Raw genomic sequence first — 26171 nt, forward strand, 5'->3', positions numbered from 1 at the left:
GGGCGCCGGTGGGGCCGGCGGCCTGTTCGGCGGGGGAGGCGCCGGCGGAGCGGGCGGATTCACTGCGGCCGGCGGAGGCACCGGCGGCGCGGGCGGCAACGGTGGGGCAGGCGGACCGCTGGCGGGGCTGGTCGGGGCTGGCGGCGGACGCGGCGGTGACGGCGCCATCGGTGACGGCACCGGTGGCGCCGGCGGCGCCGGTGGCAGCGGCGGCTTGCTTGGCGGCCCAGGCGGTGCCGGCGGAGGCGGCGGCCTCGGCTTGATCACCGGCGGTGTCGGCGGCGCTGGCGGCAAAGCCGGCCTGTTGTTCGGCAGCGGCGGGGTTGGCGGGACTGGCGGAGCCAGCGCTAGCGCTACCGGGGGCGCCGGCGGCGCCGGGGGCGATGCCGGCCTGCTGTTCTCCAGCGGCGGGTCCGGCGGTGACGGCGGATTCGGCTTCACTGGCGGCGCCGGCGGGGCCGGCGGCAACGCCGGCCTACTGGGGTGCGGCGGGATCGGCGGTGCCGGCGGTTACGGCAACTTCGTCGTCACCGGCGGAACCGGCGGGGCCGGCGGGGCCGGCGGCAAGGGCGGCATGCTTGTCGGCAACGGCGGTGCCGGAGGCGCTGGCGGTCAAGGCGACGTGACGGGCGGTAACGGCGGAAACGGTGGCGACACCACTCTGATCGGCAACGGCGGCAACGGCGGCAACGGCGGGATCGGCCCAACACCGGCCACCGGGGGTAAGCGTGGGAACGGTGGAGCCGGTGGTCTGCTGTTGGGCTTGAACGGGATCAACGGCTTGCCGTAGTCCGCGGCTGCACAAGCAGGTGCTCCGAGGTGTGCGACGGATACGACAGCCGGCGAGGAGCGCGCAGCCGGGGTGTGGGTATTTGTCGGGAGGTCTGAGATGTCGTTGGTCACGCCGCCGGCAGCTGTAGGCACGACGGCGACGGATTTGCCCAGCCTGGCTTTGCCGCCCCGCCAATGCCGCCGTGGCGGCTCAAACGACGGGATGCTGGCCGCGGCTTGATAGAAGGTGTCGGCAGCGATTGCGGCACTGTTTTCCGGGCACAGCCAGACCTATCAGCCCGTCAGCGTGCAGGCGGCGGCGTTTCACGCTCAGTTTGTGCAGGCGTTGACCGCGGGCGCGGGGTCGTATGCCAGCACGGCGGAAACGCTTCCGCGCACCGGCGTCGCGCGAGCCTACATGAAAAATTGCGGTGGGAAATCCGGCGGACGGCGACCGACCCCTCGACGGTCGACCTCCACCGATCTGCACTTCCTCGCGGCCGAAGATGTGCCGAAACTGTCACCACACCGCCTGGTGAGCGGCTGGGGAAAGCCCACTCCGGTCCCGTATTGGCAGTGTTGACGCGCAGCTGAAACTACCCGCATGTGAGCAAGGTGTGCAACTCATGGGCTACCACCGAGTCGCGCCGTAATCGCGCCGGCGGCACGGCACCTACACCGGCCCCGCGCTACCCACGGAAAGCCCGAGCAACCCGATCAATACGCCGTGCCGGTGTCGGGGAACGGCATACGATGCCTTCACGTCTGACGTCGCCCAGGCGGCCAGGCCGGTCATGACCGGAAGGACTTCTGATGTCATTTGTGATCGCGGCGCTGGACACGGTTGCGTCGACGGCATCGGATCTGGCGACCATCGGTTCGATGATCGGAGCGGCCAACGCGGCCGCGGCCGCGCCGACCACCAACCTGCTGGCCGCCGCGGAGGACGAGGTGTCGGCGGCCATCGCAGCATTCTTCGGCGCCCACGCCCAGGCCTATCAAACCCTGGGCGCCCAAGCGCAGGCTTTCCATCAGCAATTCGTCCAGGCCCTCACCATGGGCGCGGCGTCCTATGCGAGCGCCGAGGCCGCCAACGTGTCGCCGCTGCAGCAACTGCTCAACGCGATCAACGCGCCGGTGCAGAACCTCACCGGACGGCCACTGATCGGCAACGGAGCCAACGGAGCGCCGGGCACGGGTCAAAACGGCGGTGACGCCGGGTGGCTGATCGGCAACGGCGGAACCGGCGGCTCCGGTGGCATGACCGGCAGCGGTACCGGGTTACCAGGCGGCAACGGTGGAGCCGGCGGGCTGCTGTTCGGCACCGGGGGCGCCGGCGGCGCCGGCGGATATTCATCAACCAACGTTGACGGCGGCACCGGCGGTACCGGCGGGTCCGGCGGGCTGTTTTTCGGCACCGGCGGAGCCGGTGGCGCCGGCGGTTTCGGCGCCGGCACCGGTGGTATCGGCGGCCAGGGCGGATTCCTGTTCGGTAATGGCGGCGTCGGCGGCACCGGCGGGTTGGGCGACACCGGCGGGACCGGCGGCATGGGTGGAACCGGCGGGCTGTTCGCTACCGGCGGGGCCGGCGGCACCGGCGGCGGTGGCCCCAACGGCGGGACCGGTGGCGCCGGCGGCACCGCCTTGTTGGTCGGCAACGGCGGAGCCGGCGGCAGCGGCGGCACCACCCCGGACATCGCCAACGGCGGGAACGGAGGTGCCGGCGGTAACGCGGGCATGTTCGCCGGCAACGGCGGGGCTGGCGGCGACGGCGGCGGGACCATCGGCGGCACCGTCGGCGCGAACGGCGGCAACGGCGGCAACGGCGGCATGTTCTTCGGCAGCGGCGGCGACGGCGGCAACGGCAGCGTCAGCGCCACCGACAACGGCGGCAACGGCGGCAACGGCGGCAACGCCGGCCTGGTCGGCAACGGCGGCAACGGCGGGGCAGGCGCCGACAGCGAGTTCGACGGCGGCAACGGCGGCAACGGCGGCAACGCCCAACTGATCGGAAACGGCGGCAATGGCGGCAATGGCGGCGCCAGTGTGGGAGTTGGCAATAACGGCACTGGCGGCAAGGCCGGCACCGGTGGAACACTAATCGGCCTAGACGGACTGAACGGACTGCCCTGAACGGCGCCGGGCGCCTGGCCAAGACCCATCGTTGGCACGCGTATCTACCGTCGCCGCAACGAGATTCCGGCGATCAGCGGCTACCCGCCGCGTTATTTGGATGCGCAGTCAGTAGACTGCGCCTATGACCCACGACTGGCTGCTCGTGGAAACGCTGGGGGACGAACCGACCGTCGTCGCCCAGGGGCGTCAGCTCAAGAATCTGGTTCCGATCACCACGTTCCTGCGCCGCAGTCCCTATCTCGCGGCCGTCCGCACGGCGATCGCCGAGTCGCTGCAGACCGGTCAGAGCCTCAGCAGCATTACGCCCAAGAGCGACCGCGTCATCTGCACCGAACCCGTTGTGATGTCGGACGGCCGGGTGCACGGTGTGCAGGTGTGGATCGGTCCCGCCGATGCGGAACCGCCGGAGCGGCCTATCCCGGGCCCGCTGAAGTGGGACCTAACCCTGGGGGTGGCCACCGACACCCGCGAGTCGCTGCTCAACAGTGGCAGGAATCCCGACGTCGAGGTCACCTACGGCAGAGCTTTCGCCGAGGACTTGCCGTCGCGCGAACTCAGTCCGAACGAAACCCGGGTGCTGGCCATGGTGGTCAAGCCTGAGCCTGGCAAAACACTGTGCAGCACTTGGGATCTCACCGATTGTCAGGGAAACCCCATCAGGTTGGGTTTCACCGCGCGCTGCGCGCTGGAGCCGGGGCCGGACGGCCGCGACCACCTGGTCGCACGAGCGATTAACTGGCGGGCCGAACTCAAAGGCCCGCTGGTGCCGGTCGACGACCTGGCACAGAAGATTCTCGACGGACTCGCGCAGGCCGGGGTCCACCGGGCACTTGTCGACTTGAACACCTGGACCTTGTTGAAGTGGCTCGACGAACCGTGCCCCTTCTACGACTGGCGAGCCAACGAGCCCGACAAGCCCCGCGTGCATCCCGACGACCAGGAGCTCATCGCCGCGATGACAAAGGAATTCGCTAACGGAGCCACCAGCGGCGTGCTGCGGCTTCCCGGCTACGACACCGATTGGGTGCCGGTGCACGTCACTGTCAACCGGATAGAACTGCAGCCGGAGACCTTCGCAGGATTGATCTCATTACGGTTGCCCACCGCTGCCGAACTCGCCAACGCCGGACTGCCGACGGCCGCACGCGACTCGACCTGACCGTCACGAACGATCCTGCTTGCAAAGGCATCGGACCCCATTCGACGGTAATGTGAACACTGCACGTCCTTATTGCCAAGCGGGAGAACGTCTTTCATTGTGAACGTCAAAACGATCCGCCCGCAACCCGTGCCCAGAAGCATGGAATGTCGTTGGTGATTGCCGCTCCGGAGATGCTCGCGGCCGCCGCGGCCGAGATGTCGCACTTTGGTTCGTCGCTGCACGCCGCGAACGCCGCTGCACCGGTCCGGACCACCGGGTTGCTGGCCGCAGCCGAGGATGGGGTGTCGGTTGCCGTCGCCGCATTGTCGGATCGCACGGCGACACCTATCAGGTGCCTCAGCGCACAAGCGGCGAAGTTCCATATCCAGTTTGCCCAAACCTTGGCGGCCGCTGCGGCGTCATATGCCGGCGCGGAAGCCGATGCCGGTCAGACGCTGCTGAATATCGTGAACTCGCCTGCCCAGGTCTTGTGGGGCGCCCGCTGTTCGGCAACGGGATCAACGGGGCCGGTACCGGTCAAGACGGCGGGCCCGGCCGGTTGTTGATCGGCAACGGCGGCTCCGGTGGTTCCGCACGCCCGGCCACAACGGCGGTGACGGCGGGCCCGCCGGGCTGTTCGGCGCCGGCGGCGCGGGTGGCGTCGGCGGCTTCGGGCTGCCGGGTGGCAATAGAGGGGCAGGCGGAGCCGGCGGTACCGGTGGGTTGCTCGGCACAGGCCGCGCCGGCGGGGACGGTGGGCAGGCTGACGATGCTGTCGGCGGTGCGGGTGGGGCCGGCGGAAACGGCGGGTTTGGCGGGGACGGCAGGACCGAGGACACCAATGGTGCGGCCGGTGGGACGGGCGGTCGAGGGGGTCTGCGTTACGGGCCCGGCCCTTGCGGAGGCCCGCGCCACACCGGCGAAAGCGACCCGAACCTCGACGGTGATCACCACATCCAGGTCCCGTACCGCACAGGCGGCATCGCCCACCCCCATCGCCTGCGCCACGGCCGTCGCCCGCGCGCAGGCCGCCCGGCTGCCCTCCGGTAACCGCGCGGCCGCCGCCAGCGCCGCCAGATCGGCGGCCGCCTGCGCACGATGCCGGGCCACCACCACCGAGCCCAGATAGGCACCCGCCCCGGCCACCCATAGCAGCACGCCCACCATCGCGACCGCGATGACGGTGGCCGAGCCACCGTCATCGCGGCTCCGTAGCCGCCACCGCCTGAGCCGCAATATCCAAGGTAGGCAACAGCTTTGACCGGGCGGCAACCGAAGCGACAAAGAATTCGCCGTCCCGGCGCACCTCGATCTGCGCCGCAGGCGGAGCAATACGCCGGGCAACGTCGATAGCCGAACGTTCGTCACCTCGCGCGGCCAGTCGAGCGGCCTCACGGGCGGCGTCGATACAGCGCAACTGCATGGACACCGCCGTGAGACCGGCCAGGCACAGCACCAGCACCACGACCAGGGTGGCGAGGGCCAGAGCCGCTTCGACAGTGCTCGACCCGGCACTCGACGCTAAGCCTTGGTGCTGAGCGCGCGACCGATGATGTGGTTCAGCGCCGACACCACCGAGTCGCCGGTGACGACGGTGTAGAGGATGGCGCCGAAAGCCGCCGCGGCGATGGTCCCGATGGCGTACTCGACGGTGGACATGCCGGACTCGTCGGTCACCAGCAGCGCCATACGTGCCGCGATCACCTGAAATATGTTGGCCACCAATGCATTCCTTTCGTTGCGACTTCACATCAGACCCGAGTCAAGTACTTTTCCGGCCAACCCGGCCACCACTGGGACAAGGCCCAGACACACGAAGGCCGGCAGAAAGCACAGACCCAGCGGACCGGCGATCAGCACCCCGGCGCGTTGAGCGGCCGCGGCGGCCGCATGCGCGGCGTCGTGGCGAGACTGGGCGGCCAGTTCGGCGACACCGTCGGCCAGCGCGGCACCCGAGGACGCCGAACGCCGCGCCAGCCGCAGCAGCGCATCGAGATGCGCGTCAGCGGAGCCGGGCGGCGAGTCCGGCGGTAGCGACCAGGCGACCGACGGGTCGGCCCCTAACGTCAACAAGTCGGCGGCGCGGAACAACAGCTGCGCCAGTCGCGGCGGCGCCGAGGGGGCCGTCGCCGCCGCGGCGGCCGACACCGCCATGCCCGCGGCCAGGCACACCGCCAGCACGTCGAGGCTGGATGCGAACGCCAGCGGATCCCGGGCCTGCGCCGGCCGCGACAGCGTCCGCCTTCCGCGAGACGGCATCCCCGCGCGCGCCCGAACGACCGTCGGGCCGACTCCGGCCAACAACGCCGCAGCCAGCAACACCGCCGCGGTACTCATGGCGCAACTCGATCCGTAATTCGGTCCGACCACAACAGTCCCGCGCAGACCAGCGCAACACCGACCACCAACAGCCATCCGCCCGCATGCCCGTCCAGCATGAAGCTCACCGGTCGCGCCCCGATAAGCTGACCGAGCAACACCCCGAGCAGGGGCAGGACCGACAGAATGTTGGCGGTGGCACGCGCGCCGGCCAACTCCGACGCCACGCTTGCGGAAAAGCGTTGCCGCTCAACAATGTCGCGCTGTGCGGCCCGCATCAAGGAAGCGATCGCTAGGCCATGCTCACTGCCCAGCCGCCAGTACACGGCGAGTCGCTCCCAGTGCGCGGGCAGAGCCGACATCCGGGCCGCCGCGCACAAACCGCCGGTGACGTCGGCACCCAGTCGAGCGCGTGCCGCCACGGCGCGCATGGATGCGGCAACCGCACCCTCGGTTTCGTCGGCGGCGGTGCCGAACGCGCGCACCGGATGCAGACCGACCCGTAATTCGCCGACCAGCACATCGAGCGCGGCTTCCAGGGACTGGCCTTCCTCCCTACCGCGCCGATCGCGGCGGCGACGAACGAAACGCAGGCTCGCGGTAGCGCCGATCACCGCGGCAGCCAAGACGCTCGTCACAGGCAACACCACGACGGCACCCACCACGACACAGGCACCGACCGGCACAAGCCACCGTGCCCGCAGCGGCCCGGGTCGACACTCACGACGAAGGACGAGCCGGCGCCGCGACGACGACGGCCACAGCAGCAGCGCCGAAGCGCACATCAGCGTTGCCACCACGACGCCGTTCATGCTGACGTCCGGCTTTGCAGCATGCTGCGCAAATCAGCTGCGCCATCGGCCATTCCGCATTCGGCATGCCACGCCGGCACCGCCTGGACCAGGCCTCTGTCGCTTCGGCGCAGTATGGCGATCTCCGTCAGCCGGCGTCGGCCGGCCTGATCGCGCGTGACGTGCAGCAGCACCTGGACCGCCGCGGCCAGCTGACTGTGCAACGCCGCCCGGTCCAGGCCGCCGAGCGCGCCCAACGCCTCCAACCGGGCGGGAACCTCGCCGGGCTTGTTGGCATGCACGGTTCCTGCGCCTCCGTCATGGCCGGTGTTCAACGCGGCCAGCAGGTCCACCACCTCGGCTCCCCTGACCTCCCCGACGACGATGCGGTCGGGCCGCATCCGAAGTGCCTGCCGAACCAGTTGGCGCATGGTGACCTCACCGGCACCTTCGACGTTCGCGCATCGGGCGACGAGCTTGACAAGGTGCGGATGCCGGGGAGCCAGCTCGGCGGCGTCTTCGACACAGACGATCCGCTCGGCGCCGGAGACGGTGCCCAGCATGGCAGCCAGCAGGGTTGTCTTTCCGGCGCCGGTACCTCCAGACACCAGGAACGCCAGGCGTGCGGCGATGATCTCGGCGACCAGATCGGCGGCCTGCGGCGCGATCGCGCCTGCGGCGGCCAGCGCCGTCAGATCTTGCGTGGTGGGCCGCAGTACCCGCAGTGACAAGCAGGTGCCCTCGGCCGCCACCGGCGGCAACACCGCGTGCAGGCGTACCGTCAACCCGGCGGCGCCGATCCCGCTGAGCTGCCCGTCCACCCATGGTTGCGCGTCGTCGAGCCGACGACCCGCGGCCAGCGCCAGCCGTTGCGCCAATCGCCGCACCGCCGCCTCGTCGGCGAATCGAATCTCACTGCGCCGCAGACCGTTTCCGTCGTCAACCCACACCGCGTCGGGTGCCGTGACCAGGACGTCGGTGGTGCCGTCGGCACCTAGCAGGGGCTCGAGAATGCCGGCACCGGTCAGTTCGGTCTGCAGCACTCGAAGGTTGGCGAGCACCTCGGTGTCACCGAGTATCCCGCCGGATTCGGCGCGGATCGCCGCGGCGACAACGTGGGGACGCAGCGGAGCGGACTCGGTGGCCAGCCGCTCGCGGACCCGTTCGATCAGCGATCCGGTCACGCGGCCCTGCCGTTCAGCCCGCTCTGCGGATGTCCCAGCGCCGCCAGGACCTGCCGGGCCGCCGCGGCCAGCGCCGATCGCCGTCGCAATCGAAGGCCACCGTGTTCCAATTGCCCGGCGAGGCGCGGCTGGGCTCGCATCGACGCCAGCAGCGGGACGCGGGCGATGTCGGCGACCTCCACTGCTCGCAATCCACCCGGTGACGGCCCGCGCACGACCAACCCCAGGTTGGGGTTGATCGCGGTCAGCACCGGAACGATCGCGGCGGTGGCCGCGCAGGCCCTGACATCGCTGGGGCAGACGAGGACGACGAGGTCGGCGGTGTCCAACGCGGCGTGGCTGGCGTCGGTCATCCGGCGGGGCAGATCGCAGACGACGACGACTCCGCCGCGCCGGCCGGCGTCAACGACCGCTTCCACCGGTGCGGCATCCAATTCGCAACTGCCGCGGGTGCCCGAGAGCATGCTGATCCCCCGATGTCGCGGCAAGGCCTCACATACCGCCGACCAATGCAGCCGGCCGCCCTGTAAAGCCAGGTCGGGCCAGCGCACACCGGGTGCTGATTCGCCGCCTACCAGCAGATCGATGCCGCCTCCCCACGAATCGAGGTCCACCAGCAATGCCTGGGCGGCACCATGGGCCAAGGCGACCGCGAACAGCGAGGCCCCGGCACCCCCACATCCTCCGATGACGGCGACGACTTTCCCGCGGATGCCCTCGTCGCGCGCTGATGCGGCGGCGTCGGCGAGTTCGCGGATCAGTTCGTGTTCTTGCTCGGGCATCCGCAGCACCCGCTCGGCGCCGACGGCGATGGCCGCCGCCCAGGTGGCCGTGACAGGTTCGCCGCCGGCCAGCACCGAGACGTGGGCACGCCGCGGCAGGGCAATCCGGCCGCAACGCTCGGCGGCCGCTTGGTCGAGCACCACTGCGGCCGCCGCGGACCAGGCCTTTCTGGTCACCGAACCGCTGTGAACGACCCGAACTCCCACGGCTGCGGCGATCCGGTCCAGCTCGTCGCGCAGTTCACCGGCGGTCACCATCGCCAACACTCCGGGGCCAAGGGATTGGGTCACCCCCCTACCCTGCGAGGCCGCCGCTGTTGCACACCAGTCCCAAAGTGCAATCTGTGGATAGAGACGCGGCTGTGCACAATTACGCCGGCTGCCCGCTCACATCGAACTCGGAGGACCCGGACGGGACGTTTCGCGAAGATCTCCGCAACGTGTAGCGAGCCCGGCTCAGCGCTGCGTCACACAGATTTTGCCCCAGAAAAGGGGACGACCCCCGCCAGGGGGGAGGAGGCGGAGGTCGTCGTGCTTCAGCCCCGGGGGGTCGGGCTGATGCACCCTCGGCTCAGGGCCGAGTAATGCTTACTATACACATGCCAGATGGCATTCACGCAAGTAATTGCACACGCGAAAAAATACCGCCTGAGCCGGGTAAACGTGGTGGCCAAAGCGACAACGTTTGTTACCATCGGCCCCTTCCGGCACAGGATCACGGCGTGCCGGGCGCCAACCTATGCTGGATTGGTGACCGTCTCCGACCAGGCCGCCCCGCAGCAAACTTCACCCCAATCACCCGACGCGCCGCCTCCACAGGTGCGCACCGCCGCTTTCTTCGACCTGGACAAGACCATCATCGCCAAGTCCAGCACACTGGCGTTCAGCAAACCCTTCTTCGCGCAGGGGCTGCTGAACCGCCGCGCCGTGCTCAAGTCCAGCTATGCGCAGTTCATCTTCCTGCTCTCCGGCGCCGACCATGACCAGATGGACCGCATGCGTATCCACATGACCAACATGTGCACCGGCTGGGACGTGGAACAGGTGAAGTCGATCGTCAACGAGACGCTGCACGACATCGTCACTCCGCTGGTCTTCGCCGAAGCCGCCGACCTCATCGCCGCCCACAAGCTGTGCGGCCGTGACGTCGTGGTGGTCTCCGCCTCGGGCGAGGAGATCGTGGCGCCGATCGCCCGCGCTCTGGGTGCCACTCATGCGATGGCCACCCGGATGGTCGTCGAAGATGGTAAGTACACCGGTGAGGTCGCGTTCTACTGCTACGGCGAGGGCAAGGTGCAGGCGATCCGCGAGCTGGCCTCCCGTGAGAGCTACCCGCTGGAACACTGCTACGCCTACTCCGACTCGATCACCGACCTGCCGATGCTCGAGGCCGTGGGCCACCCCTCGGTGGTCAACCCCGATCGCGGATTGCGGAAACTAGCCATCGAGCGCGGTTGGCCGGTGTTGTCATTCTCCCGGCCGGTGTCCCTGCGCGACCGTATCCCGGCGCCGTCGGGGGCGGCGATCGCCACCACTGCCGCGGTGGGAGTCAGTGCGCTGGCCGCCGGAGCAGTCAGCTACGCGCTGCTGCGCCGCTTCGCTTTTTGACCCCGGCGACCGTGCGGCACTGGTGTCCCAGTTTCACCAATCGTCCCGGTAGCAAACACGTTGAGCCACGATCAAAAGTTGTCACGGAATTTTCACGCAATTAGGCCTTGCTGTGGTCAGGGTCTAGTAGTAGAAATGGAGTCACGGAAGCCCGGTGAGGCCAAGGTCGATCCGGAAGAGAAGGTTCGTTCTCCCGACCCGGGCACCCAGCACGGTTCCCGGCACCCACGCGGAGTCATAGCCGCGATAATGGCAGAAGTGTTGCGGGCCTGCGTAATTGCGAAGTGCAGACGGTGGCGACGGTCCTTTGGGTGGGGCTGCAGCCGGATGCGTCGCAAAAGCGCCGAGGCCAACCCACGCAGCCCCGAAATGCACGCTTGGTAACCGAGAACCGTGTTGGCGGGCGGCGATTCGAATCCTTCGGTCGCCGCCCGCTTCGCATTTCTGCGAACAATTTGCTTTTGTAGTCCCGCCAGCTATCTGCGGGGCATTGCCTCGGCGATCGATAGTGCCTCGTGCGCCCCGGCTGTCAGCGCCCGGCAACACAGCACCAGCCAGGCCGCCACACCGTCGGGCGTGCCCTCGGCGAAGCTGCGCGCGGTGTCACGGTAGCGCGCGGGTTGCCGCATCCAACTCACCTCCGGCACCCCGAGGCCGTGCGGGTCCAGTCCCGTGGCGATCGTCACCAGCCGCGACACCGCGCGCGCCACCACGCCATCGGCATGGCCAAAGGGCTTGAGCGTCAATAGTTCTGCATGCGCGACCGAGGCGACCACCGGCGCCGACGCCCGCGTGGGCCGAGTCATCACCGCTGCGAGCAACTCCAGGCGAGGCCCGATCGCGGAGTCGGCCCGTGGACGGCCCAACATGTCGTCGTCGACCAGGCCGGCGGCCGCCAACGTGTGCAAGCGGGCCAGTGCCTGCAGCGGCGCCTTCTGCCACACACCGACCAGCGGGCCGCCGCCGCCCTCCAGCGCCTGCGCCACCCGCAGCGCTCCCCCGAACACGGGATCGCCGACCGCACCAGCCTCGGCCAGGTCGTCCAGCCGTGCCGGACCCCCGTCGAGCACCGAGGAAGCCCGCGCCGCCCGCAGCGCCGCCTCGGCGGCGGTCACCGGCCACCCCCGCAGGTTGGCCCGGTGCCGGTGGGCGCGGCCCAGCGCCGCACGGGCGCGATCGCTGGCGTCGGCAACGCCGGGCAAGTCCATCAACGCAGCCAGCGGGTCAGCCGTCACAGTTTCCAACCTAACGGGACGCCGCCCCGGCCCCGGGAATGGCCTCCAGCAACTGCCGGGTGTATTCGTGGCGTGGCCGGGCGAAGACTTCTTCGGTGGTGGCGTGTTCGACCGCTCGGCCGGCGCGCATCACCAGCACGTCGTCGGAGACCTGCCGGATGACGGCCAGATCGTGACTGATGAACAAGTACGTCAAACCCCGGTCAGCTTGCAGCTCGGCCAGCAGATCCAAAATTTGGGCCTGCACCACCACGTCGAGCGCCGAGACCGCCTCGTCGCACACCAACACCTCGGGCCGCAGCGCCAACGCGCGGGCGATCGCGACGCGTTGGCGCTGACCGCCCGACAGCTCGCGCGGCAGCCGGTCCAGCACCGATGACGGCAGCGCCACCTGGTCGAGCAACTCACGCACCGCCCGCCGACGCTGTCCCCGGTCACCAACCCGGTGGATGCGCAATGGCTCCTCGATGCAGCGAAACACCGAGTACCGGGGATCCAGGCTGCTGTAGGGGTTCTGGAACACCGGCTGCACCCGCCGGCGAAATGCGAACGCGCGGTCCCGGTCCAGCCGGTCGATCTGGTCGCCGTCGAAGACCACCGTGCCCGACGTCGGTTGCAGCAGACCGAGCACCATGCGCGCCAGGGTGGACTTGCCCGATCCGGATTCGCCGACGACGGCCAACGTGCTTCCCCGCCGCAGCCGAAACGACACCGAGTCGACGGCACGGAACTCCGCTCGCCGCCAGGGCACGCCCCGCACCTGGGGGTAGGTTTTGGTCAGTTCCGAGACGACGACGAGGTCGTCGGAATGGCTGGCCAGCTGCGGCCGGTTCGGTGCCGGCTGTCGCGCCGTCAGCGACGGAGCGGCGGCCACTAGCCGTCGGGTGTACTCGTGTTGGGGATCACGCAGAATCCCCTGTGCCGCACCGGATTCCACAACTACACCGCGGTTGACGACCACCACCGACTCGGCCCGCTCGGCCGCCAGCGCCAGATCGTGGGTGATCAGCAGCAGCGCGGTGCCCAGTTCGTCGGTGAGGCGCTGCAGATGGTCGAGGACCTGACGCTGCACGGTCACGTCGAGCGCCGACGTCGGCTCGTCCGCGATCAGCAGCCGCGGCCGCCCCGCCAACCCGATGGCGATCAATGCCCGCTGACACATGCCGCCGGACAACTGGTGCGGATAACGCTTGGCTTGCCTGGCCGGATCCGGCATGCCGGCCTGGCCGAGCAGCTCCATCGCCCGCCGTCGTGCATCGCGGCCGGCGGTGTTGGCCCGCAACGCCTCCCGGATCTGAAAGCCGACCTTCCAGACCGGATTGAGGTTGGTCATCGGGTCTTGGGGGACGTAGCCGATCTCCCGGCCGCGGATGGTCCGCATGACCCGCCGGTCCGACGACGTGATGTCGCGCCCGTCGAAAAGGATGCGGCCGGCGGTGATTCGCCCACCGGACGCCAGCAGCCCCAGGATAGCGGCGGCCAGCGTGGACTTGCCCGATCCCGATTCGCCCACCACCGCAACGGTTCGTCCCGCAACGACGGTCAAGTCGATGCCGCGCAGCACCGGGTCGTCCGCGCCGAACCTGACTTCCAAACCCTCGACCGACAGCAACGGCGGTCCCCCCGCGCTCATGCCCGCCACGCCCGCGAGGCCGGATCCAGGGCGTCCCGCAACGCGTCGCCCATCAGCATGAAAGCCAGCACCGTAATCGCCAGCGCACCAGCCGGATAGAACAGGATTGGCGAACCGGCCCGCAGCCGCATCTGCGCGACATTGATATCGCCGCCCCACGACACCACCGACGTCGGCAAGCCGACCCCAAGGTAGGACAGCGTGGCCTCGGTGACGATGAAGATGCCCAGCGCGACCGTGGCTACCGCGATCACCGGACCGATCGCATTCGGCAGCGCGTGCCGCAACAGGGTCTGAAAGCGACTCAGCCCCAGTGCTTTCGCGGCGAGCACATAGTCGCTGCCGCGCACCTCGAGCACCGAACCTCGGGCCACTCTGGCGATTTGGGGCCAACCGAACAGCGCCAGGATGGCGATCACCGTCCACACCGTGCGGTGAGGCATGACCTGCATGAGCACGATCGCGGCCAGCAGCAACGGTAATCCGAAGAACACGTCGGTGATCCGCGAGATCACCGCGTCCAGCCAGCCGCCGTAGAAGCCGGCCAGCGCACCCAGCGCGGTGCCCACGACGAATACCGCGAAGGTGGCGCCCAGTCCAACCAGGACCGATGCCCGCGCTCCGTAGACGGTGCGCGCGTAAATGTCGTGGCCTTGCAGATCGGTGCCGAACCAGTGCGCCGCCGACGGACCAAGCATGCTCTGGCTGGGATCGGCGTAGGTGGGGTCGGCCGCGGTGAACCAACCCGGAAACGCCGCGACGACGAGAATGAGCAGGATCAGGGCGGCGGCGGCGACGAACTTCGGTCGCCGGCGCAGCCGGCGCCAGGTGTCGAGCCAAAACCGGCCGGGCTCAGCCATATCGGATCCGCGGGTCCAGGGCGGCATACAGCAGGTCGACCGCCAGATTGGTGATCAGATAGATGACCACCAGCACCGTCACGATCGACACCACCGTGGGCGCTTCCTGTCGGGTGACTGCCTGATACAGCACGCCGCCAACGCCATGGATGTTGAAGATGCCTTCGGTCACAATGGCTCCGCCCATCAGCGCACCCAGATCCGCGCCGAGGAACGTGACCACCGGGATCAACGAGTTGCGCAGGATGTGCACCGCCACCACCCGTGGCCGTGACAACCCCTTGGCGGTGGCGGTGCGAACGTAATCCGCGTCGGCGTTGGCGGCCACCGCCGAACGGGTCAGCCGCACCACATACGCGAAAGACACGGCGCCCAACACGATCCCGGGCAACAACAGCCGGCCGAACGTCGCCCGCCCCCCTACCGTCACCGGCGCCAGCCCAAGCTTCACGCCGAACAGGAACTGCGCGAGAAAGCCGAGCACGAATATCGGGACCGCGATAATGATGAGCCCGGCGATCAGCACCGAGGCGTCGAACAGCCCGCCCTGGCGCAGGCCGGCGATCACGCCAAAGCCGATGCCCAGCACCGCCTCCACCGCCAGCGCGATCAACGCCAGCCTGATAGTGACCGGAAACGCGTGCGCCAGAACGGAACTGACCGGAAGACCGGAATAGGCGCGGCCCAAATCGCCGTGCAGCACACCGCCCAGGTAGCGAAGGTACTGCACGATGAACGGGTCGTCGAGGTGATAGCGGGCGCGCAGCTGCGCGGCCACGGCGGGAGTCAGCGGCCGGTCACCGGCCATCGCGGCCAGCGGGTCACCCGGCAGCAGGAACACCATGGCGTAGATCAGCAGCGTCGCGCCGAGAAACACCGGCACCATCGCCGCGATCCGCCGCACCAGGTACCAACCCATGTCAAGCCTTGACGATGTTCTCGTAGTCGGGCAGACCATTCCAGGTGACGCGCACATTGCTGACCTCGGCCGACCACCCGACGACGGCGATGTTGTCCCACAACGGAACAACGGGCATGTCGTGTAACAGGATTCGCTGTGCGTCGTTGACCAGCACCTCGGCCTCGCGCAGGGTGGGCGCGGCTTCGGCTCTGGCCAGCGCCGCGTCGAATTCGCTGCTGGAGTAGCCGACGTCGTTGGAGCCGGCGCCGGTGGTGTACAACGGCGCGAGAAACTCGATCATCGAGGGATAGTCGCCTTGCCAGCCGGCGCGGAAAGCAGTGTCGATGCTGCGGTTGGTGATCTGGGTGCGAAATCCCGCGAAGGTTGGCTGCGGGGCGCCGACGGCGTCGATGCCCAGCACGTTCTTGATGCTGTTGGCCACCGCGTCGACCCACTCCTGGTGGCCGCTGTCGGCGTTGTAGGCGATGGCGTATCGGCCGGTCCACGGCGAAATCGCGTCGGCTTGGGCCCAAAGCTGGCGGGCCCGTCCGGGATTGAAGTCCAAGGCATCGTTACCCGGGATGTCCGGGTCGAATCCCGGCAGCGAGCGGGCGGTGAAATCGCGGGCCGGGCTGCGGGTTCTGTTGAAGATGTTCTGGCAGATCTGCGGGCGGTTGATGGCCGCCGACAAGGCCAACCGGCGCAGCCGGCCCTCCTCTCCGCCAAAGTGCGGCAGCCGCAACGGCGTGTCCAGGGACTGGTTGACCGCAGCCGGCCCGCTGGTGGCATGGTCCCCCAGGTCACGCTTGTAGATCGTCAATGCGCTGGACGGAATCGTGTCCAGCACATCGAGATTGCCGGACAACAGGTCCGAATAGGCGGTGTCGAGGTTGGCGTAGAACTCGAACCGCAGACCCTTGTTTCGAGGTTGCCGGTTGCCGTGATAGTCGGGGTTGGGCACCAGATCGATCTTGACGTTGTGTTCCCACGAGTCGCCGTCAGCCAACTTGTAGGGGCCGTTGCCGATCGGATTGCGGCCGAACGCCGCCATGTCACGAAATGCCGTGTCGGGCAGTGGATAGAACGAGCTGTGACCCAGTCGCAACACGAAGTCGACGGTCGGCGCCTTGAGCCGCACGCTGAACTCGAGGTCGTTGAGCACCCGCAACCCGGACATGGTGGTCCGTTTCGCATCGCCGGCGGCCACCTCGTCGTATCCCTCGATCGGGCTGAAAAACTGCTGCTGCAGTTGGGCGTTGGCGGCCAAGGCGCCGTAATTCCAGGCGTCGACGAACGAGTGGGCCGTCACCGGTGAGCCGTCGGTGAACTTCCAACCCGGTTTGAGGACGATGCGGTAGTTGACGTTGTCGGTGGTTTCGATGGACCGGGCGACCTCCGGAGACGGCTTGCCGGTGGCGTCGTAGGACATCAGGCCGGCGAACAGCCGATCGAGGATGCGGCCGCCGTTGCTGTCGTTGGTACCGGTGGGGATCAGCGGGTTGGGCGGCTCCCCACCGTTGACCAGCACCACATCGGGGCTCAGCAGGCCACCGCCACACGCGGTCACACCGGCGGCCAGCAGCAGCACGGAGGCTGCTGAGGCTAGCCAGGCCAGCGCGGCGCGCAACATGACAGCGACCCTAAGGCCTGACCGATTCGCTGCCTTGACCGTGCCCGCTCAAATCAAGTGGCGGAGACGGGCCGCCAGCGCAAGATCGTCGCGAAACTGGTCGAGGTTACTGAGGGTGTACATACCGTCGATCTGCTTGTTGGTCCACAGAAAATGAATGCGACGCAGGTCAGCTTGACGCGACTTCCAGCCGATCCCGTCGATCACGGCCATGATGCACTGGGTAGGCAGACGCACGTCGGCCATCTCCTCGATTTCTCGAACGGCGTCGGTGAGCTTGCTGCCGGTGGAGTCGAAGCTCGCGGCCACCGCAATGTCGGCGTGATAGCACTCAGGCTGACAGTGGCCTGACGGATACTTCCGGCTTCCGGTGTGGAAGCAGTGGGATCGACACGTGCGGTCAGACGACCAAGCGAGTCCAAATAGGCTTCAAAAGAGATCGGTTCATTCATGCATTGCGTCCGACGAAAACGTATTCCCTGACATCACGTCGGGATGCCGCCGGGTGTGTTCCGAGGCTGTACTTGTGATCGATTGCAATGATCTCTACCGACGGCTTGACCTTGCCAAGCAGGTCCACAATGCGCGCCGCGTCCGGTATAGCGTTGGAGGAGTATGACAAAACGATCGCCCCAGCGTGCTCGAAGTGTTCGAAAGTACGCAATAAAGCGTCTTCGATCGTCCGCTTGTATGCGAAAGGGGTGAACTGCTTCTTCAGCTTCTTGGTAGTGGTTTCTTCCATGATGGTGAGTCCGCGCCAATACACGCTCAGCCCTTCGAGGAAGTGGTAGCGCTTGATGTAGTCATTGTCGTCACTGGGCGGAGCGTACGGCGGATCGAGGTAGACCAGGTCGGCTTTCGTGTCCGGAATGTCGAAAACGTCGCCGCAAATCGCTCGGCTTCGGTGCTTATTGCTAAACACCGTCGCGTTGTATTCGGCAGCTCGCTCGCGAAAGTATTCTCGCAGAGACAACCTGAGGTCGCGGCGACCGTCCGCGTAACGAGTTGCGTCGGTAAATGTGAATACTCCACGCGGCTGCCTACGAGCAGCCGATAAGACGAGCGTGCTATCGCCAGGTCTCGACGGTAGCCGCGGAGCATATCGATGTGCGAGCAGGCCGAGTCGAGGAACCTGCGATCCGCCGGCGTGAAATACAGTCCGTCGAACCGAGACTGGATGAAGTCGCGGTCATCAGCCGGCGGCCCGCAGATTTGGTCGATCAGCTCCTCCTCGAGTCGCACCGAGGAATTCTGTACCGTTGCCCGGGCGATTATCGCCGGAAAGTTCAAGAAATCGTTTGATGTGACCCGATAGCCTTGGGCTTTGAGCAGATAGGAAACGACGCCCGACCCAGAGAAGCCGTCCACAGCGGTGGTGCCACCGAGCCGGGCAAAGACGCGCTCCAAATGCGGCAGCAAGCGATACTTCGATCCCCTGTACCGCAGCCGCGGAAAAGTCTGGGCCTTGATCAAGCTGCCCGGCACGGCCGGCGGGGACGGTGTCAGAGAAGACAACTCTGAATCGAAGGCCACCCGAATCTCCCTCTGCGTCTCCCCAGGCACAGACGTATCTGCACTTGGCATCGTGCCACCAGTGACAGATACACCCGTGGACCGACAGACCGCGGGAGATACGGCCCGGCCCCGCTGATCGTCTGGGAAGGCGCCAGGTACCCCGTTCCGGCAATCTGACACGCTCGCACCGCCGTTACCGAATAATCGTCGACGTGCCCGAACCTCACCTGCGCTGCACCCGCGAACTCGTCGCATTCGCCTTGACCGCGACAAGCGCCCTAGCGTGCCCGCCGGCTGCGGCCGCGCCGGCCGATCAGCCACCCCCGTGCTCGGCGGGGCAGCTGATAGTCAGCGCCGGTCAACCCCAGGCCGCCGTGGGCCACCGCGCCATCACGCTGACCTTCGCGCTCGCCGACGACGCCATGCCGTGCACGCTCACCGGCTATCCCGACGTCGACTCGGGTGCGGGCGGTCCGCTCATTTATGCCGAGCACACGCTGCGCGGCTACCTGGGCGGCCTACCGGCAAACGTCGGCGTCCCACCGACGGTCACCCTGACGCAATCGCAACCGGCGCAGGCCATTGTGGAAGGCACCGCCATCGACGGCAACGGCAATCCCTGCCCCACCTACACCGAGCTACGCGTAACTCCCCCGGGCGCCGCCAGCGCCGTCACGGTGCCGACCGGCATCGAGGCCTGCCAATTGCAGGTTCACCCGGTCGTTCTAGGCTCGCAAGAGTGACCGAGACCGCCGCCGAAGTCCCGTCCTGTTACCCGCCGCCGCAACACTTCGTCGAGCAGGCGAACGCCCGCGAGGAGCTGTACCGCGCGGCCGAGGAAGACCGCCTTGGGTTTTGGGCCAAGCAGGCCGACCTGCTGTCCTGGGCGACGCCGTTCACCGAGGTCCTGGACTGGTCCGATGCCCCGTTCGCCAAATGGTTCGTCGGCGGCAAACTCAACGTCGCCTACAACTGCCTGGACCGCCACGTCGAAGCCGGCCAGGGCGACCGGGTCGCCATCTACTGGGAGGGCGAGCCCACCGATCATCGCCGCACCCTGACGTATTCGGAGCTGCTGACCCAGGTGTGCAAGGCGGCCAACGCGCTCACCGGCCTCGGCCTGGTCGCCGGCGACCGCGTGGCCATCTACATGCCGTTGGTCCCCGAGGCCGTGATCGCCATGCTGGCGTGCGCTCGGCTGGGCATCATGCACACCGTCGTCTTCGGCGGTTTCACCGCGCACGCACTGCGCGCCCGGATCGCCGATGCCCAGGCCAAGGTGCTGATCACCACCGACGGACAGTACCGGCGCGGCAAGCCGATGCCGCTCAAGGACGCCGCCGACGAGGCGGTCAACGACCCCGACAGCCCGGTCGAACACGTTGTGGTGGTGCGGCGCACCGGAATTGACGTGGCCTGGAACGACGATCGCGACCTGTGGTGGCACGACGTCGTCGACCCCGCCGCAGCCGAACACACGCCGGAAGCGTTCGACTCCGAGCAGCCGCTGTTCCTGCTCTACACGTCGGGCACCACCGGCAAGCCCAAGGGCATCCTGCATACCACCGGCGGCTATCTGACCCAGAGCTGCTACACGATGCACACCATTTTCGACGTCAAGCCGGAGACTGACGTGTTCTGGTGCACCGCCGACATCGGCTGGGTCACCGGCCACACCTACGGCGTCTACGGACCGCTGTCCGCCGGTATCACCGAGGTCCTCTACGAGGGCACACCGAATACCCCCGACGAGCACCGGCATTTCCAGATCATCGAAAGATACCGTGTCACAATCTATTACACCGCGCCGACACTGATCCGGACGTTCATGAAATGGGGTCGTGAAATCCCCGACGTCCACGACCTGTCCAGCCTGCGGCTGCTCGGCTCGGTCGGCGAACCGATCAACCCCGAGGCGTGGCGCTGGTACCGCGACGTCATCGGCGCGGGCCGGGTCCCGGTGGTGGACACCTGGTGGCAGACCGAGACCGGCTCGGCGATGATCTCGCCGCTTCCCGGTGTCGCCGCGGCCAAGCCCGGGTCGGCGATGACACCGCTGCCCGGCATCTCGGCCAAGATCGTCGACGACCACGGCGATCCGCTGCAACCGGACACCGATGGCGACGAGCACGTGACCGGTTATCTCGTTTTGGACCAGCCGTGGCCGTCGATGCTGCGCGGTATCTGGGGTGATCCGGCGCGCTACCACTACGCCTACTGGTCGAAATTCGCCGACAAGGGCTATTACTTCGCCGGGGACGGCGCGCGCATCGATCCCGATGGCGCGATCTGGATTCTGGGCCGCATCGACGACGTAATGAACGTGTCCGGGCACCGCATCTCCACCGCCGAGGTGGAATCGGCGCTCGTCGGCCATTCCGGGGTGGCCGAGGCGGCCGTGGTCGGGGTTACCGACGAGACCACTACCCAGGCCATCTGCGCGTTCGTCGTGCTCCGGGCCAACTACGAACCGCACGACGGGACCGCCGAAGAATTGCGCTCCGAAGTGGCCCGGGAGATCTCGCCGATCGCCCGGCCCCGTGAGGTCCATGTGGTGCCGGAACTCCCCAAGACCCGCAGCGGCAAAATCATGCGCCGGCTGCTGCGCGATGTCGCCGAAAACCGGGAACTGGGTGACACGTCGACGCTGTTGGATCCCGGTGTATTCGACGCGATCCGGGCAGCGAAGTAGTTCGGCCCGGGATCGGGACCACCAAGCCGCCGCGGTTTTAACGGGATGCCAGATCGAGTTCGGTGATTGACGACAACCGCCGCTGCGGGCAGGCCGTCACCAGCGTCAACAGCCTTTCCAACTGCTCGATGACGGTCTCGATAACCGTAGGGCTGAAGAGGGCGGTGCGATATTCAACCACCCCGCTGATCCCGGCGGGCTCACCGGTATCGTTGAATTGTTCGGTCAGCGACAACAAGAAATTCATTCGCGCGGTTTTCGTGTGCACCGAAACAGGGGTGATGTCCAACTCGCCCAATACGAGCTCGGCGGGCTTGTTGTTCTGCCAGGCCAGCACGACTTGAGTCAGCGGCCCCGGGGGTGCCGAGCGAGCGGCGTTGATCCGCTCGACGAGAAATCCATAGGGCATGTCCTGATGGTCGAACGCTTCCAGGCCGCGGGTGCGCACCTGTGCTAGCAAGTGTGCGAAGTCGAGGTCACCGGTCACCTCGGTGCGCAGCAACATGATGTTGACGAAGATGCCGACCAAATCATCGAGTCTCGGATGGCCGCGACCAGCGACCACTATGCCCATAACGATGTCGTTGCGGCCGGTAAGTAGGCCCAGCAGGGCAGTCAAGCCCGCTTGGACGACCATGAAGCTGGTGGCGCGGTGCTCTCGGGCCACTTGCATAATCTGGCGGTGCAATGCGGCCGGCCACTGCACAACGACCGTGTCGCCACGATTGTCGTACGAAGTGGCGCCGGGTTGGGGCGACAACTCGAGAGGCGGGGGCATACCCGCAAGCGTTTCCTCCCAGTAGCGAAGGTCCGCGGCGATCATGCTGTCGGGATCTTCCGGATCACCCAGGTATGCGCGTTGCCACAGGGCGAAATCGATGTATTGGATGGGCAACGGTTCCCAGGAGGGGATCTGCCCGGCACATCGACTGCGATAGGCGAGGCTGAGATCGGCCGCCAGCGGGGCCAGTGACCAGCCGTCAACGGCGATATGGTGCAGCACGAGAACCAACACGTTTTGGTCGTCGGCCACGCGATATAGCCGGGTTCGTAGCGGCATTTCAGCGGCGATGTCAAAGTGGTGGCAGGCTTGGGCGGCGACAACTTCGCGGAGCCGATCGGGCGTCCACGCGGTGGCATCGACGACTTCCCAGCACACCTGCGCCTCTTCAACCGGCAATACGACCTGATGCGGAACGCCGTCTACGGCGGGATAAACGGTGCGCAAGGGTTCATGACGACTCACCACATCGGCTAAGGCTTGTCGCAACGCCTCCGTGTTGAGCGGGCCGTGCAACTCGTACACCCAGGGGATGTTGAACACAGCCGACGGGCCCTGCGACTGGATGATGGTCCACATGCGGTGCTGGGCAAGGGATAACGGCACCTTCTCAGGCCGCTCAACCGCCACCAGAGGCAGCGACGCAGCCGATCCGGCGTTAATATGCGGCGTCAGTTCGGCGACCGTCGGGGCATCAAACAACACCCGCACGGACAGGTCTGCGCCCAGAGCGGTGTTGACTGCTGCGACCACTCGCATCGCCAGCAACGAATCGCCGCCCAGGTCGAAGAATGATTGGTCAGCGCCGACGCGTTGCAGGCCGAGGACCCCCGCGTAGATTCCGGCCACGATTTCGGCCACCGGTGTCGTCGGCGCCTGGTACCGGTCAGCGGTGTGGTCCGGAATGGGCAGCGCGGCAACGTCGAGTTTCCCGTGGACTGTCACCGGCAACTGCCTGAGCGTCATGATGGCTGCCGGAACCATGTAATGGGGCAGGCGGTCTTTCAGCCCGGCGCGGACTACGTTCGGGTCGGCCGCGCCGGTGATGTAGCCCACCAGACGTTTCTCGCCGACACGGTCTTCGCGTGCGATGACGGCCGCATGCTCCACTCCCGGTGACTGCGCTAGCGCAGTGGCGATCTCGGCAGGCTCGATGCGGTAGCCGCGGATCTTCACCTGTTCGTCGGAGCGACCCTTGTAGTGCAGTTGGCCATCAGCGCCCCAACAGGCCAGATCGCCGGTGCGGTACATACGGCTTCCCGCCGCTGAAGTTCCGCCGAATGGGCACGCCACAAAACGTGACGCCGTCAACCCGGAGCGTCGCCAATATCCAAGCCCCACTTGACTTCCCGCAACATATATTTCGCCCACCACCCCGGTGGGAACTTGCCGTAGCCACGGGTCCAATACAAACAGCGCGGTCCACGGCAGCGGACGTCCGATGGGCGCCACACCTGAACCCGCAGTCAGCGGTTCGCTGATGGAGACACAGACGGCGGATTCGGTTGGGCCGTAGGCATTAACCATCACCCGGTCGGGCGCCCAGCGGTCCACCACTTCGGCGGTGCATGGTTCACCCCCAACCACGAGTGTCGTGCCGGTCAGCCCGTCCGTCGGCAAGGCCGCAACCGCTGAGGGCGTCTGGGTTAGTACGGTGACATTTTCCGCCGCCAGCAAAGCGTGAAAGTCGTTGGGGGAGCGGGTTACGTCTTCACCTACCACCAGCAGGCGCCCGCCGTGCAACAGTGCGCTCCAGATTTCCCACACCGAAAAATCGAAAGCATAGGAATGGCATTGCGTCACCGTGAGTTCGGCTTGGGCGCTGAGCGGCGTAGCCGAGCTGACGAGCTGAACAATGTTGCGATGGGTGATCGCCACACCTTTGGGCGTTCCCGTAGTGCCGGAAGTGTAAAGCACATAGGCGATTTCGTCAGCGTCAGGCGCTGGGAGCGGGGTTCCGGTGCCGGCGGCGATAGCAGGGGCGTCGACGTCGATGACCGCGACGTCATGGCTGTCCACAAGCGTGGTCAGGTCACCAGCGGTCAGAACGGCCGGCGGTGCGGTGTCCTCGAGCAGGAAAGCGACGCGGGAGCGGGGGTAATCCGGGTCGATGGGCAGGTAGGCGGCTCCCACTTTGAGGACTGCCAGGATTGCCACGATGGCGCGGCCGCTGCGTGGCAGCAGCACCGCCGCCACATCACCGGGGCCTATCCCACGGCCGGCTAACAGAGACGCAAGTCGGTTGCTGGCTGTGTCGAGTTGCCGGTAGGTCAACACGCAGTCCGCGGATGTCACGGCGACGGCATCAGCTGTCCGCGCCGTTTGGGCGGCGAACAGCGCCGGAATCGAGGGACCGGGAGCAGCTGGAATCGTCAGCGCAGCATGATTGCTCCACGCATGAATATGGCGGTCCGCATATTGATCGAGCAGATCGATCGATGACAACCGCCGTCCCGGATCGGCGGCGATGAGCGTGAAAAGCCGCGCCAGTCTGTCGGCCATAGCGGCGCCCTCAAAATCCGACGACGGCGCGCCGGGACCTGCGGTGCTGAGAAACAGCCGGTTGCCCTCATTCATAAAGAACAACCCGAACCGATCCCCACGGCCGAAGTTGGTATACACCAGCGAAGCCGGCGCATCGCCGAATTGCGGGACCGTCGTGGACGGGAAGAAATTCAGCGCAACTCCACGAAGCGGGCCGCTCAGGGTTTGCACCGGGAACCGTTGATGCCGAACGACTTGACGTATCTGTGAATCCGCCTGGATGCACAGCTCGCCAACAGACGAGGTTGGCGGTGTCGTCAACCTCAGCGGAACCACCCCGGCAACCATCCCCGGAATCGTCTTCAACTTTTCACTGGTGCGTCTGTTTACCGGGAAATCGAGTACCACCTCGGGTCCGCTGTGGTCCCAGGTCTGCACCAGGAGTCCACACACCGCCGCGATGACCGACCGTCGGCTGACGCCCAACGTCTGCGACAGATCGTCGATTCTCTGCACGGCGGCAGCGTCCAGTGCCACCGGTGCCGACGCGAAGTAATTGTCCCCGTCACCGGCATCCGCGCACCGATAGGTCACCGGCTGGCGGTGTGACGGAAGGTTCTCTTTCCAGAACCGCAGGTCTTCTCGATACCTTCTGGACGCCTCGTACGCTAATTCGGTACCGACAAGATCGCGCAGCGTACCGAAAGTGCATTCCGGAGCCGCTACCCCGGACACGATGGCTGAGTAGCTCGTCGCAATTCGACTGACGAACATCACAGAACTAAATCCGTCAACAATTATATGGTGCAGACAGACAAACAAGTGAAATCGATTGGGACTTGTACGGAATAACGCAAATCGAAATAATGGCCCAGTCCACGGCATGGGCTCACGCTGCATTGACGAGGCCAGCTTGTACGTTTCCTGAACGGGCTCGGGCGAACTGCTCAGGTCGAAGAAGGGGACCGCGGCAGCTGGATAGTCCGCAAACTTCTGATACACATGTCCGTCCACCTCGAAAATTCCGGCTCGCAGCGGCTCGCACTCGGCGAGCGCCTGCCGGACCGCGTGCTCGATCAGGCCTGGCTCGACGACGCCGTCGATCACCACAAAAAAGCTCGCCTGCCACGGTATTCCCGAGCCAGTTGTCTCCTGCGAAAGCCATATATCAAGCTGCCCACGGGTTAGCGCGAGCGACTGCTCATCAGCCGGCATGCCGTTCTGCAAGCTGGTGGACTCAGGCATCAGGTACCGGCATGTCAGCGAATGGCGTCCGACTGCTTCGACAAATCAACGCGGGGCATGTCCCGCGAAGAGTCCCGGCAATGATCCAGACCCATGCCATTTGCTTTCCACCTAGATCATCGCAACCGACATACAACACGTGTGCTCAGCACGCCCGACATCGCCGCGATAGAGTTTAGCCGCCGAACCGCTTCATTCGCATCGACCTCTCGGGCGCGCTGGGTGGACTGCTACCCCATGTCCCCCGATCGGGGGCCATGGTGTCCTCTAGACGGTTGGGTAGACATTCCCCCAAAATTCCCCCTAATCGGCAACCGTTCGGGGGATGTTCCGTTTCCCGGAACCTGGCAAGCTCTGCGCCAGAGGATGAGAAGAGCCAACGACAGTTCTTCACTCTGGCTGAAGGAGAGAACCACATGGCACACGAGCTGCTGTTCTGCGAAACCGAGGGCGCCTACACGGC

The 26171-nt window shown here is 66.8% G+C and carries 20 protein-coding genes and 3 pseudogenes; 8 read left to right on the forward strand and 15 right to left on the reverse strand.

What is annotated here, in order from left to right:
- The 5 genes and pseudogenes from AWC07_RS09655 to AWC07_RS09675 all read left to right on the forward strand — a co-directional run.
- A pseudogene (locus AWC07_RS09655) lies at positions 1 to 790 on the forward strand (PE family protein); the annotation flags it as partial.
- A gap of 228 nt (positions 791 to 1018) precedes the next feature.
- Positions 1019 to 1354 carry a PE family protein gene (locus tag AWC07_RS29330; protein WP_051507877.1) on the forward strand — a complete coding sequence of 112 codons (336 nt, stop codon included), beginning with the start codon at positions 1019 to 1021 and terminating at the stop codon, positions 1352 to 1354.
- A 230-nt stretch (positions 1355 to 1584) separates the two neighbouring features.
- On the forward strand, positions 1585 to 2904 hold the full coding sequence (locus AWC07_RS09665) for a PE family protein (protein WP_036411208.1): 1320 nt from the start codon (positions 1585 to 1587) through the stop codon (positions 2902 to 2904).
- A 124-nt stretch (positions 2905 to 3028) separates the two neighbouring features.
- Positions 3029 to 4066 carry a PAS domain-containing protein gene (locus AWC07_RS09670; RefSeq protein ID WP_036411207.1) on the forward strand — a complete coding sequence of 346 codons (1038 nt, stop codon included), beginning with the start codon at positions 3029 to 3031 and terminating at the stop codon, positions 4064 to 4066.
- A 146-nt stretch (positions 4067 to 4212) separates the two neighbouring features.
- Positions 4213 to 4614, forward strand: a complete 402-nt coding sequence (locus tag AWC07_RS09675; protein WP_244187545.1) for a PE family protein — start codon at positions 4213 to 4215, stop codon at positions 4612 to 4614.
- Here the strand turns inward: AWC07_RS09675 and AWC07_RS29545 are convergent.
- From AWC07_RS29545 to ssd, 7 genes are read right to left on the reverse strand one after another with little or no spacing between them, the layout of a single operon-like run.
- On the reverse strand, positions 4586 to 5215 hold the full coding sequence (locus AWC07_RS29545) for an Rv3654c family TadE-like protein (protein ID WP_084293411.1): 630 nt from the start codon (positions 5213 to 5215) through the stop codon (positions 4586 to 4588). The two genes, AWC07_RS09675 and AWC07_RS29545, sit on opposite strands and share 29 nt — an antisense overlap.
- Before the next feature lie 31 nt (positions 5216 to 5246).
- Positions 5247 to 5534, reverse strand: coding sequence for a TadE family type IV pilus minor pilin (locus tag AWC07_RS28655; RefSeq protein WP_084293534.1), 288 nt, complete (start codon positions 5532 to 5534; stop codon positions 5247 to 5249).
- Between the two features lie 35 nt (positions 5535 to 5569).
- A complete protein-coding gene (locus AWC07_RS09690; RefSeq protein ID WP_081254740.1) occupies positions 5570 to 5737 on the reverse strand; it encodes a DUF4244 domain-containing protein in 168 nt (55 codons plus the stop codon).
- 57 nt (positions 5738 to 5794) lie between these two features.
- Positions 5795 to 6385 carry a type II secretion system F family protein gene (locus AWC07_RS09695; protein WP_036413719.1) on the reverse strand — a complete coding sequence of 197 codons (591 nt, stop codon included), beginning with the start codon at positions 6383 to 6385 and terminating at the stop codon, positions 5795 to 5797.
- Entirely contained in the window at positions 6382 to 7179 is a 798-nt protein-coding gene (locus tag AWC07_RS09700) for a type II secretion system F family protein (protein ID WP_036413722.1), read from the reverse strand. Before AWC07_RS09700 ends, AWC07_RS09695 begins: the two co-directional genes overlap by 4 nt.
- The gene (locus AWC07_RS09705) at positions 7176 to 8342 is read right to left on the reverse strand and encodes a TadA family conjugal transfer-associated ATPase (protein ID WP_036413725.1); all 1167 of its coding nucleotides are present in this window, start codon (positions 8340 to 8342) and stop codon (positions 7176 to 7178) included. Before AWC07_RS09705 ends, AWC07_RS09700 begins: the two co-directional genes overlap by 4 nt.
- Entirely contained in the window at positions 8339 to 9382 is a 1044-nt protein-coding gene (gene ssd, locus AWC07_RS09710) for a septum site-determining protein Ssd (protein ID WP_036413728.1), read from the reverse strand. Before ssd ends, AWC07_RS09705 begins: the two co-directional genes overlap by 4 nt.
- A 492-nt stretch (positions 9383 to 9874) precedes the next feature.
- Between ssd and AWC07_RS09715 the strand changes: the two genes are divergently transcribed.
- Complete coding sequence (locus AWC07_RS09715) at positions 9875 to 10732, forward strand: HAD-IB family hydrolase (protein WP_036413784.1); 858 nt, start codon at positions 9875 to 9877, stop codon at positions 10730 to 10732.
- Positions 10733 to 11208: 476 nt separating this feature from the next.
- On the opposite strand, the gene AWC07_RS09725 is transcribed toward AWC07_RS09715, so the two are convergent.
- From AWC07_RS09725 to AWC07_RS09755, 7 genes and pseudogenes are all read right to left on the reverse strand, one after another.
- Positions 11209 to 11967, reverse strand: coding sequence for a Fic family protein (locus AWC07_RS09725; protein WP_036413731.1), 759 nt, complete (start codon positions 11965 to 11967; stop codon positions 11209 to 11211).
- A gap of 10 nt (positions 11968 to 11977) precedes the next feature.
- A complete protein-coding gene (locus tag AWC07_RS09730; protein WP_036413786.1) occupies positions 11978 to 13600 on the reverse strand; it encodes a dipeptide ABC transporter ATP-binding protein in 1623 nt (540 codons plus the stop codon).
- Positions 13597 to 14487 (reverse strand): ABC transporter permease, encoded by an 891-nt coding sequence (locus AWC07_RS09735; protein WP_425271237.1) that lies wholly within the window; start codon positions 14485 to 14487, stop codon positions 13597 to 13599. Before AWC07_RS09735 ends, AWC07_RS09730 begins: the two co-directional genes overlap by 4 nt.
- Positions 14453 to 15379, reverse strand: a complete 927-nt coding sequence (locus AWC07_RS09740) for an ABC transporter permease (protein WP_036413736.1) — start codon at positions 15377 to 15379, stop codon at positions 14453 to 14455. The genes AWC07_RS09735 and AWC07_RS09740 overlap by 35 nt, the downstream gene beginning before the upstream one ends.
- A gap of 1 nt (position 15380) precedes the next feature.
- Positions 15381 to 16991, reverse strand: a complete 1611-nt coding sequence (locus AWC07_RS09745; RefSeq protein ID WP_036413738.1) for a peptide ABC transporter substrate-binding protein — start codon at positions 16989 to 16991, stop codon at positions 15381 to 15383.
- A gap of 48 nt (positions 16992 to 17039) precedes the next feature.
- Positions 17040 to 17312: pseudogene (locus tag AWC07_RS09750) on the reverse strand (hypothetical protein); the annotation flags it as partial.
- Between the two features lie 127 nt (positions 17313 to 17439).
- Positions 17440 to 18476, reverse strand: a pseudogene (locus AWC07_RS09755) (DNA adenine methylase).
- Between the two features lie 290 nt (positions 18477 to 18766).
- Between AWC07_RS09755 and AWC07_RS09760 the strand changes: the two are divergent.
- Both AWC07_RS09760 and acs read left to right on the forward strand, forming a co-directional pair.
- Positions 18767 to 19249, forward strand: coding sequence for a DUF4232 domain-containing protein (locus tag AWC07_RS09760; RefSeq protein WP_051508008.1), 483 nt, complete (start codon positions 18767 to 18769; stop codon positions 19247 to 19249).
- Complete coding sequence (gene acs, locus AWC07_RS09765; RefSeq protein ID WP_036413744.1) at positions 19246 to 21198, forward strand: acetate--CoA ligase; 1953 nt, start codon at positions 19246 to 19248, stop codon at positions 21196 to 21198. Before AWC07_RS09760 ends, acs begins: the two co-directional genes overlap by 4 nt.
- 37 nt (positions 21199 to 21235) lie before the next feature.
- Here acs and AWC07_RS09770 read toward each other — a convergent pair whose 3' ends face one another.
- Positions 21236 to 25708, reverse strand: coding sequence for a non-ribosomal peptide synthetase (locus AWC07_RS09770; protein WP_051508006.1), 4473 nt, complete (start codon positions 25706 to 25708; stop codon positions 21236 to 21238).
- Between the last annotated feature and the right edge of the window lie 463 nt (positions 25709 to 26171).

The sequence above is a fragment of the Mycobacterium gastri genome (genome assembly GCF_002102175.1).
GTDB lineage: Bacteria > Actinomycetota > Actinomycetes > Mycobacteriales > Mycobacteriaceae > Mycobacterium > Mycobacterium gastri.

What these genes read in the sequence shown, in the direction of transcription:
- AWC07_RS09665 (WP_036411208.1), top strand. Translation starts at nt 1,585, where the DNA reads ATGTCATTTGTGATCGCGGCGCTGGACACGGTTGCGTCGACGGCATCG.
- AWC07_RS09670 (WP_036411207.1), top strand. Translation starts at nt 3,029, where the DNA reads ATGACCCACGACTGGCTGCTCGTGGAAACGCTGGGGGACGAACCGACC.
- AWC07_RS09675 (WP_244187545.1), top strand. Translation starts at nt 4,213, where the DNA reads ATGTCGTTGGTGATTGCCGCTCCGGAGATGCTCGCGGCCGCCGCGGCC.
- AWC07_RS29545 (WP_084293411.1), bottom strand. Translation starts at nt 5,215, where the DNA reads ATGGTGGGCGTGCTGCTATGGGTGGCCGGGGCGGGTGCCTATCTGGGC.
- AWC07_RS09690 (WP_081254740.1), bottom strand. Translation starts at nt 5,737, where the DNA reads ATGGCGCTGCTGGTGACCGACGAGTCCGGCATGTCCACCGTCGAGTAC.
- AWC07_RS09695 (WP_036413719.1), bottom strand. Translation starts at nt 6,385, where the DNA reads ATGAGTACCGCGGCGGTGTTGCTGGCTGCGGCGTTGTTGGCCGGAGTC.
- AWC07_RS09700 (WP_036413722.1), bottom strand. Translation starts at nt 7,179, where the DNA reads ATGAACGGCGTCGTGGTGGCAACGCTGATGTGCGCTTCGGCGCTGCTG.
- ssd (WP_036413728.1), bottom strand. Translation starts at nt 9,382, where the DNA reads ATGGTGACCGCCGGTGAACTGCGCGACGAGCTGGACCGGATCGCCGCA.
- AWC07_RS09730 (WP_036413786.1), bottom strand. Translation starts at nt 13,600, where the DNA reads ATGAGCGCGGGGGGACCGCCGTTGCTGTCGGTCGAGGGTTTGGAAGTC.
- AWC07_RS09735 (WP_425271237.1), bottom strand. Translation starts at nt 14,487, where the DNA reads ATGCCGCCCTGGACCCGCGGATCCGATATGGCTGAGCCCGGCCGGTTT.
- AWC07_RS09740 (WP_036413736.1), bottom strand. Translation starts at nt 15,379, where the DNA reads ATGGGTTGGTACCTGGTGCGGCGGATCGCGGCGATGGTGCCGGTGTTT.
- AWC07_RS09745 (WP_036413738.1), bottom strand. Translation starts at nt 16,991, where the DNA reads ATGTTGCGCGCCGCGCTGGCCTGGCTAGCCTCAGCAGCCTCCGTGCTG.
- AWC07_RS09770 (WP_051508006.1), bottom strand. Translation starts at nt 25,708, where the DNA reads ATGCCTGAGTCCACCAGCTTGCAGAACGGCATGCCGGCTGATGAGCAG.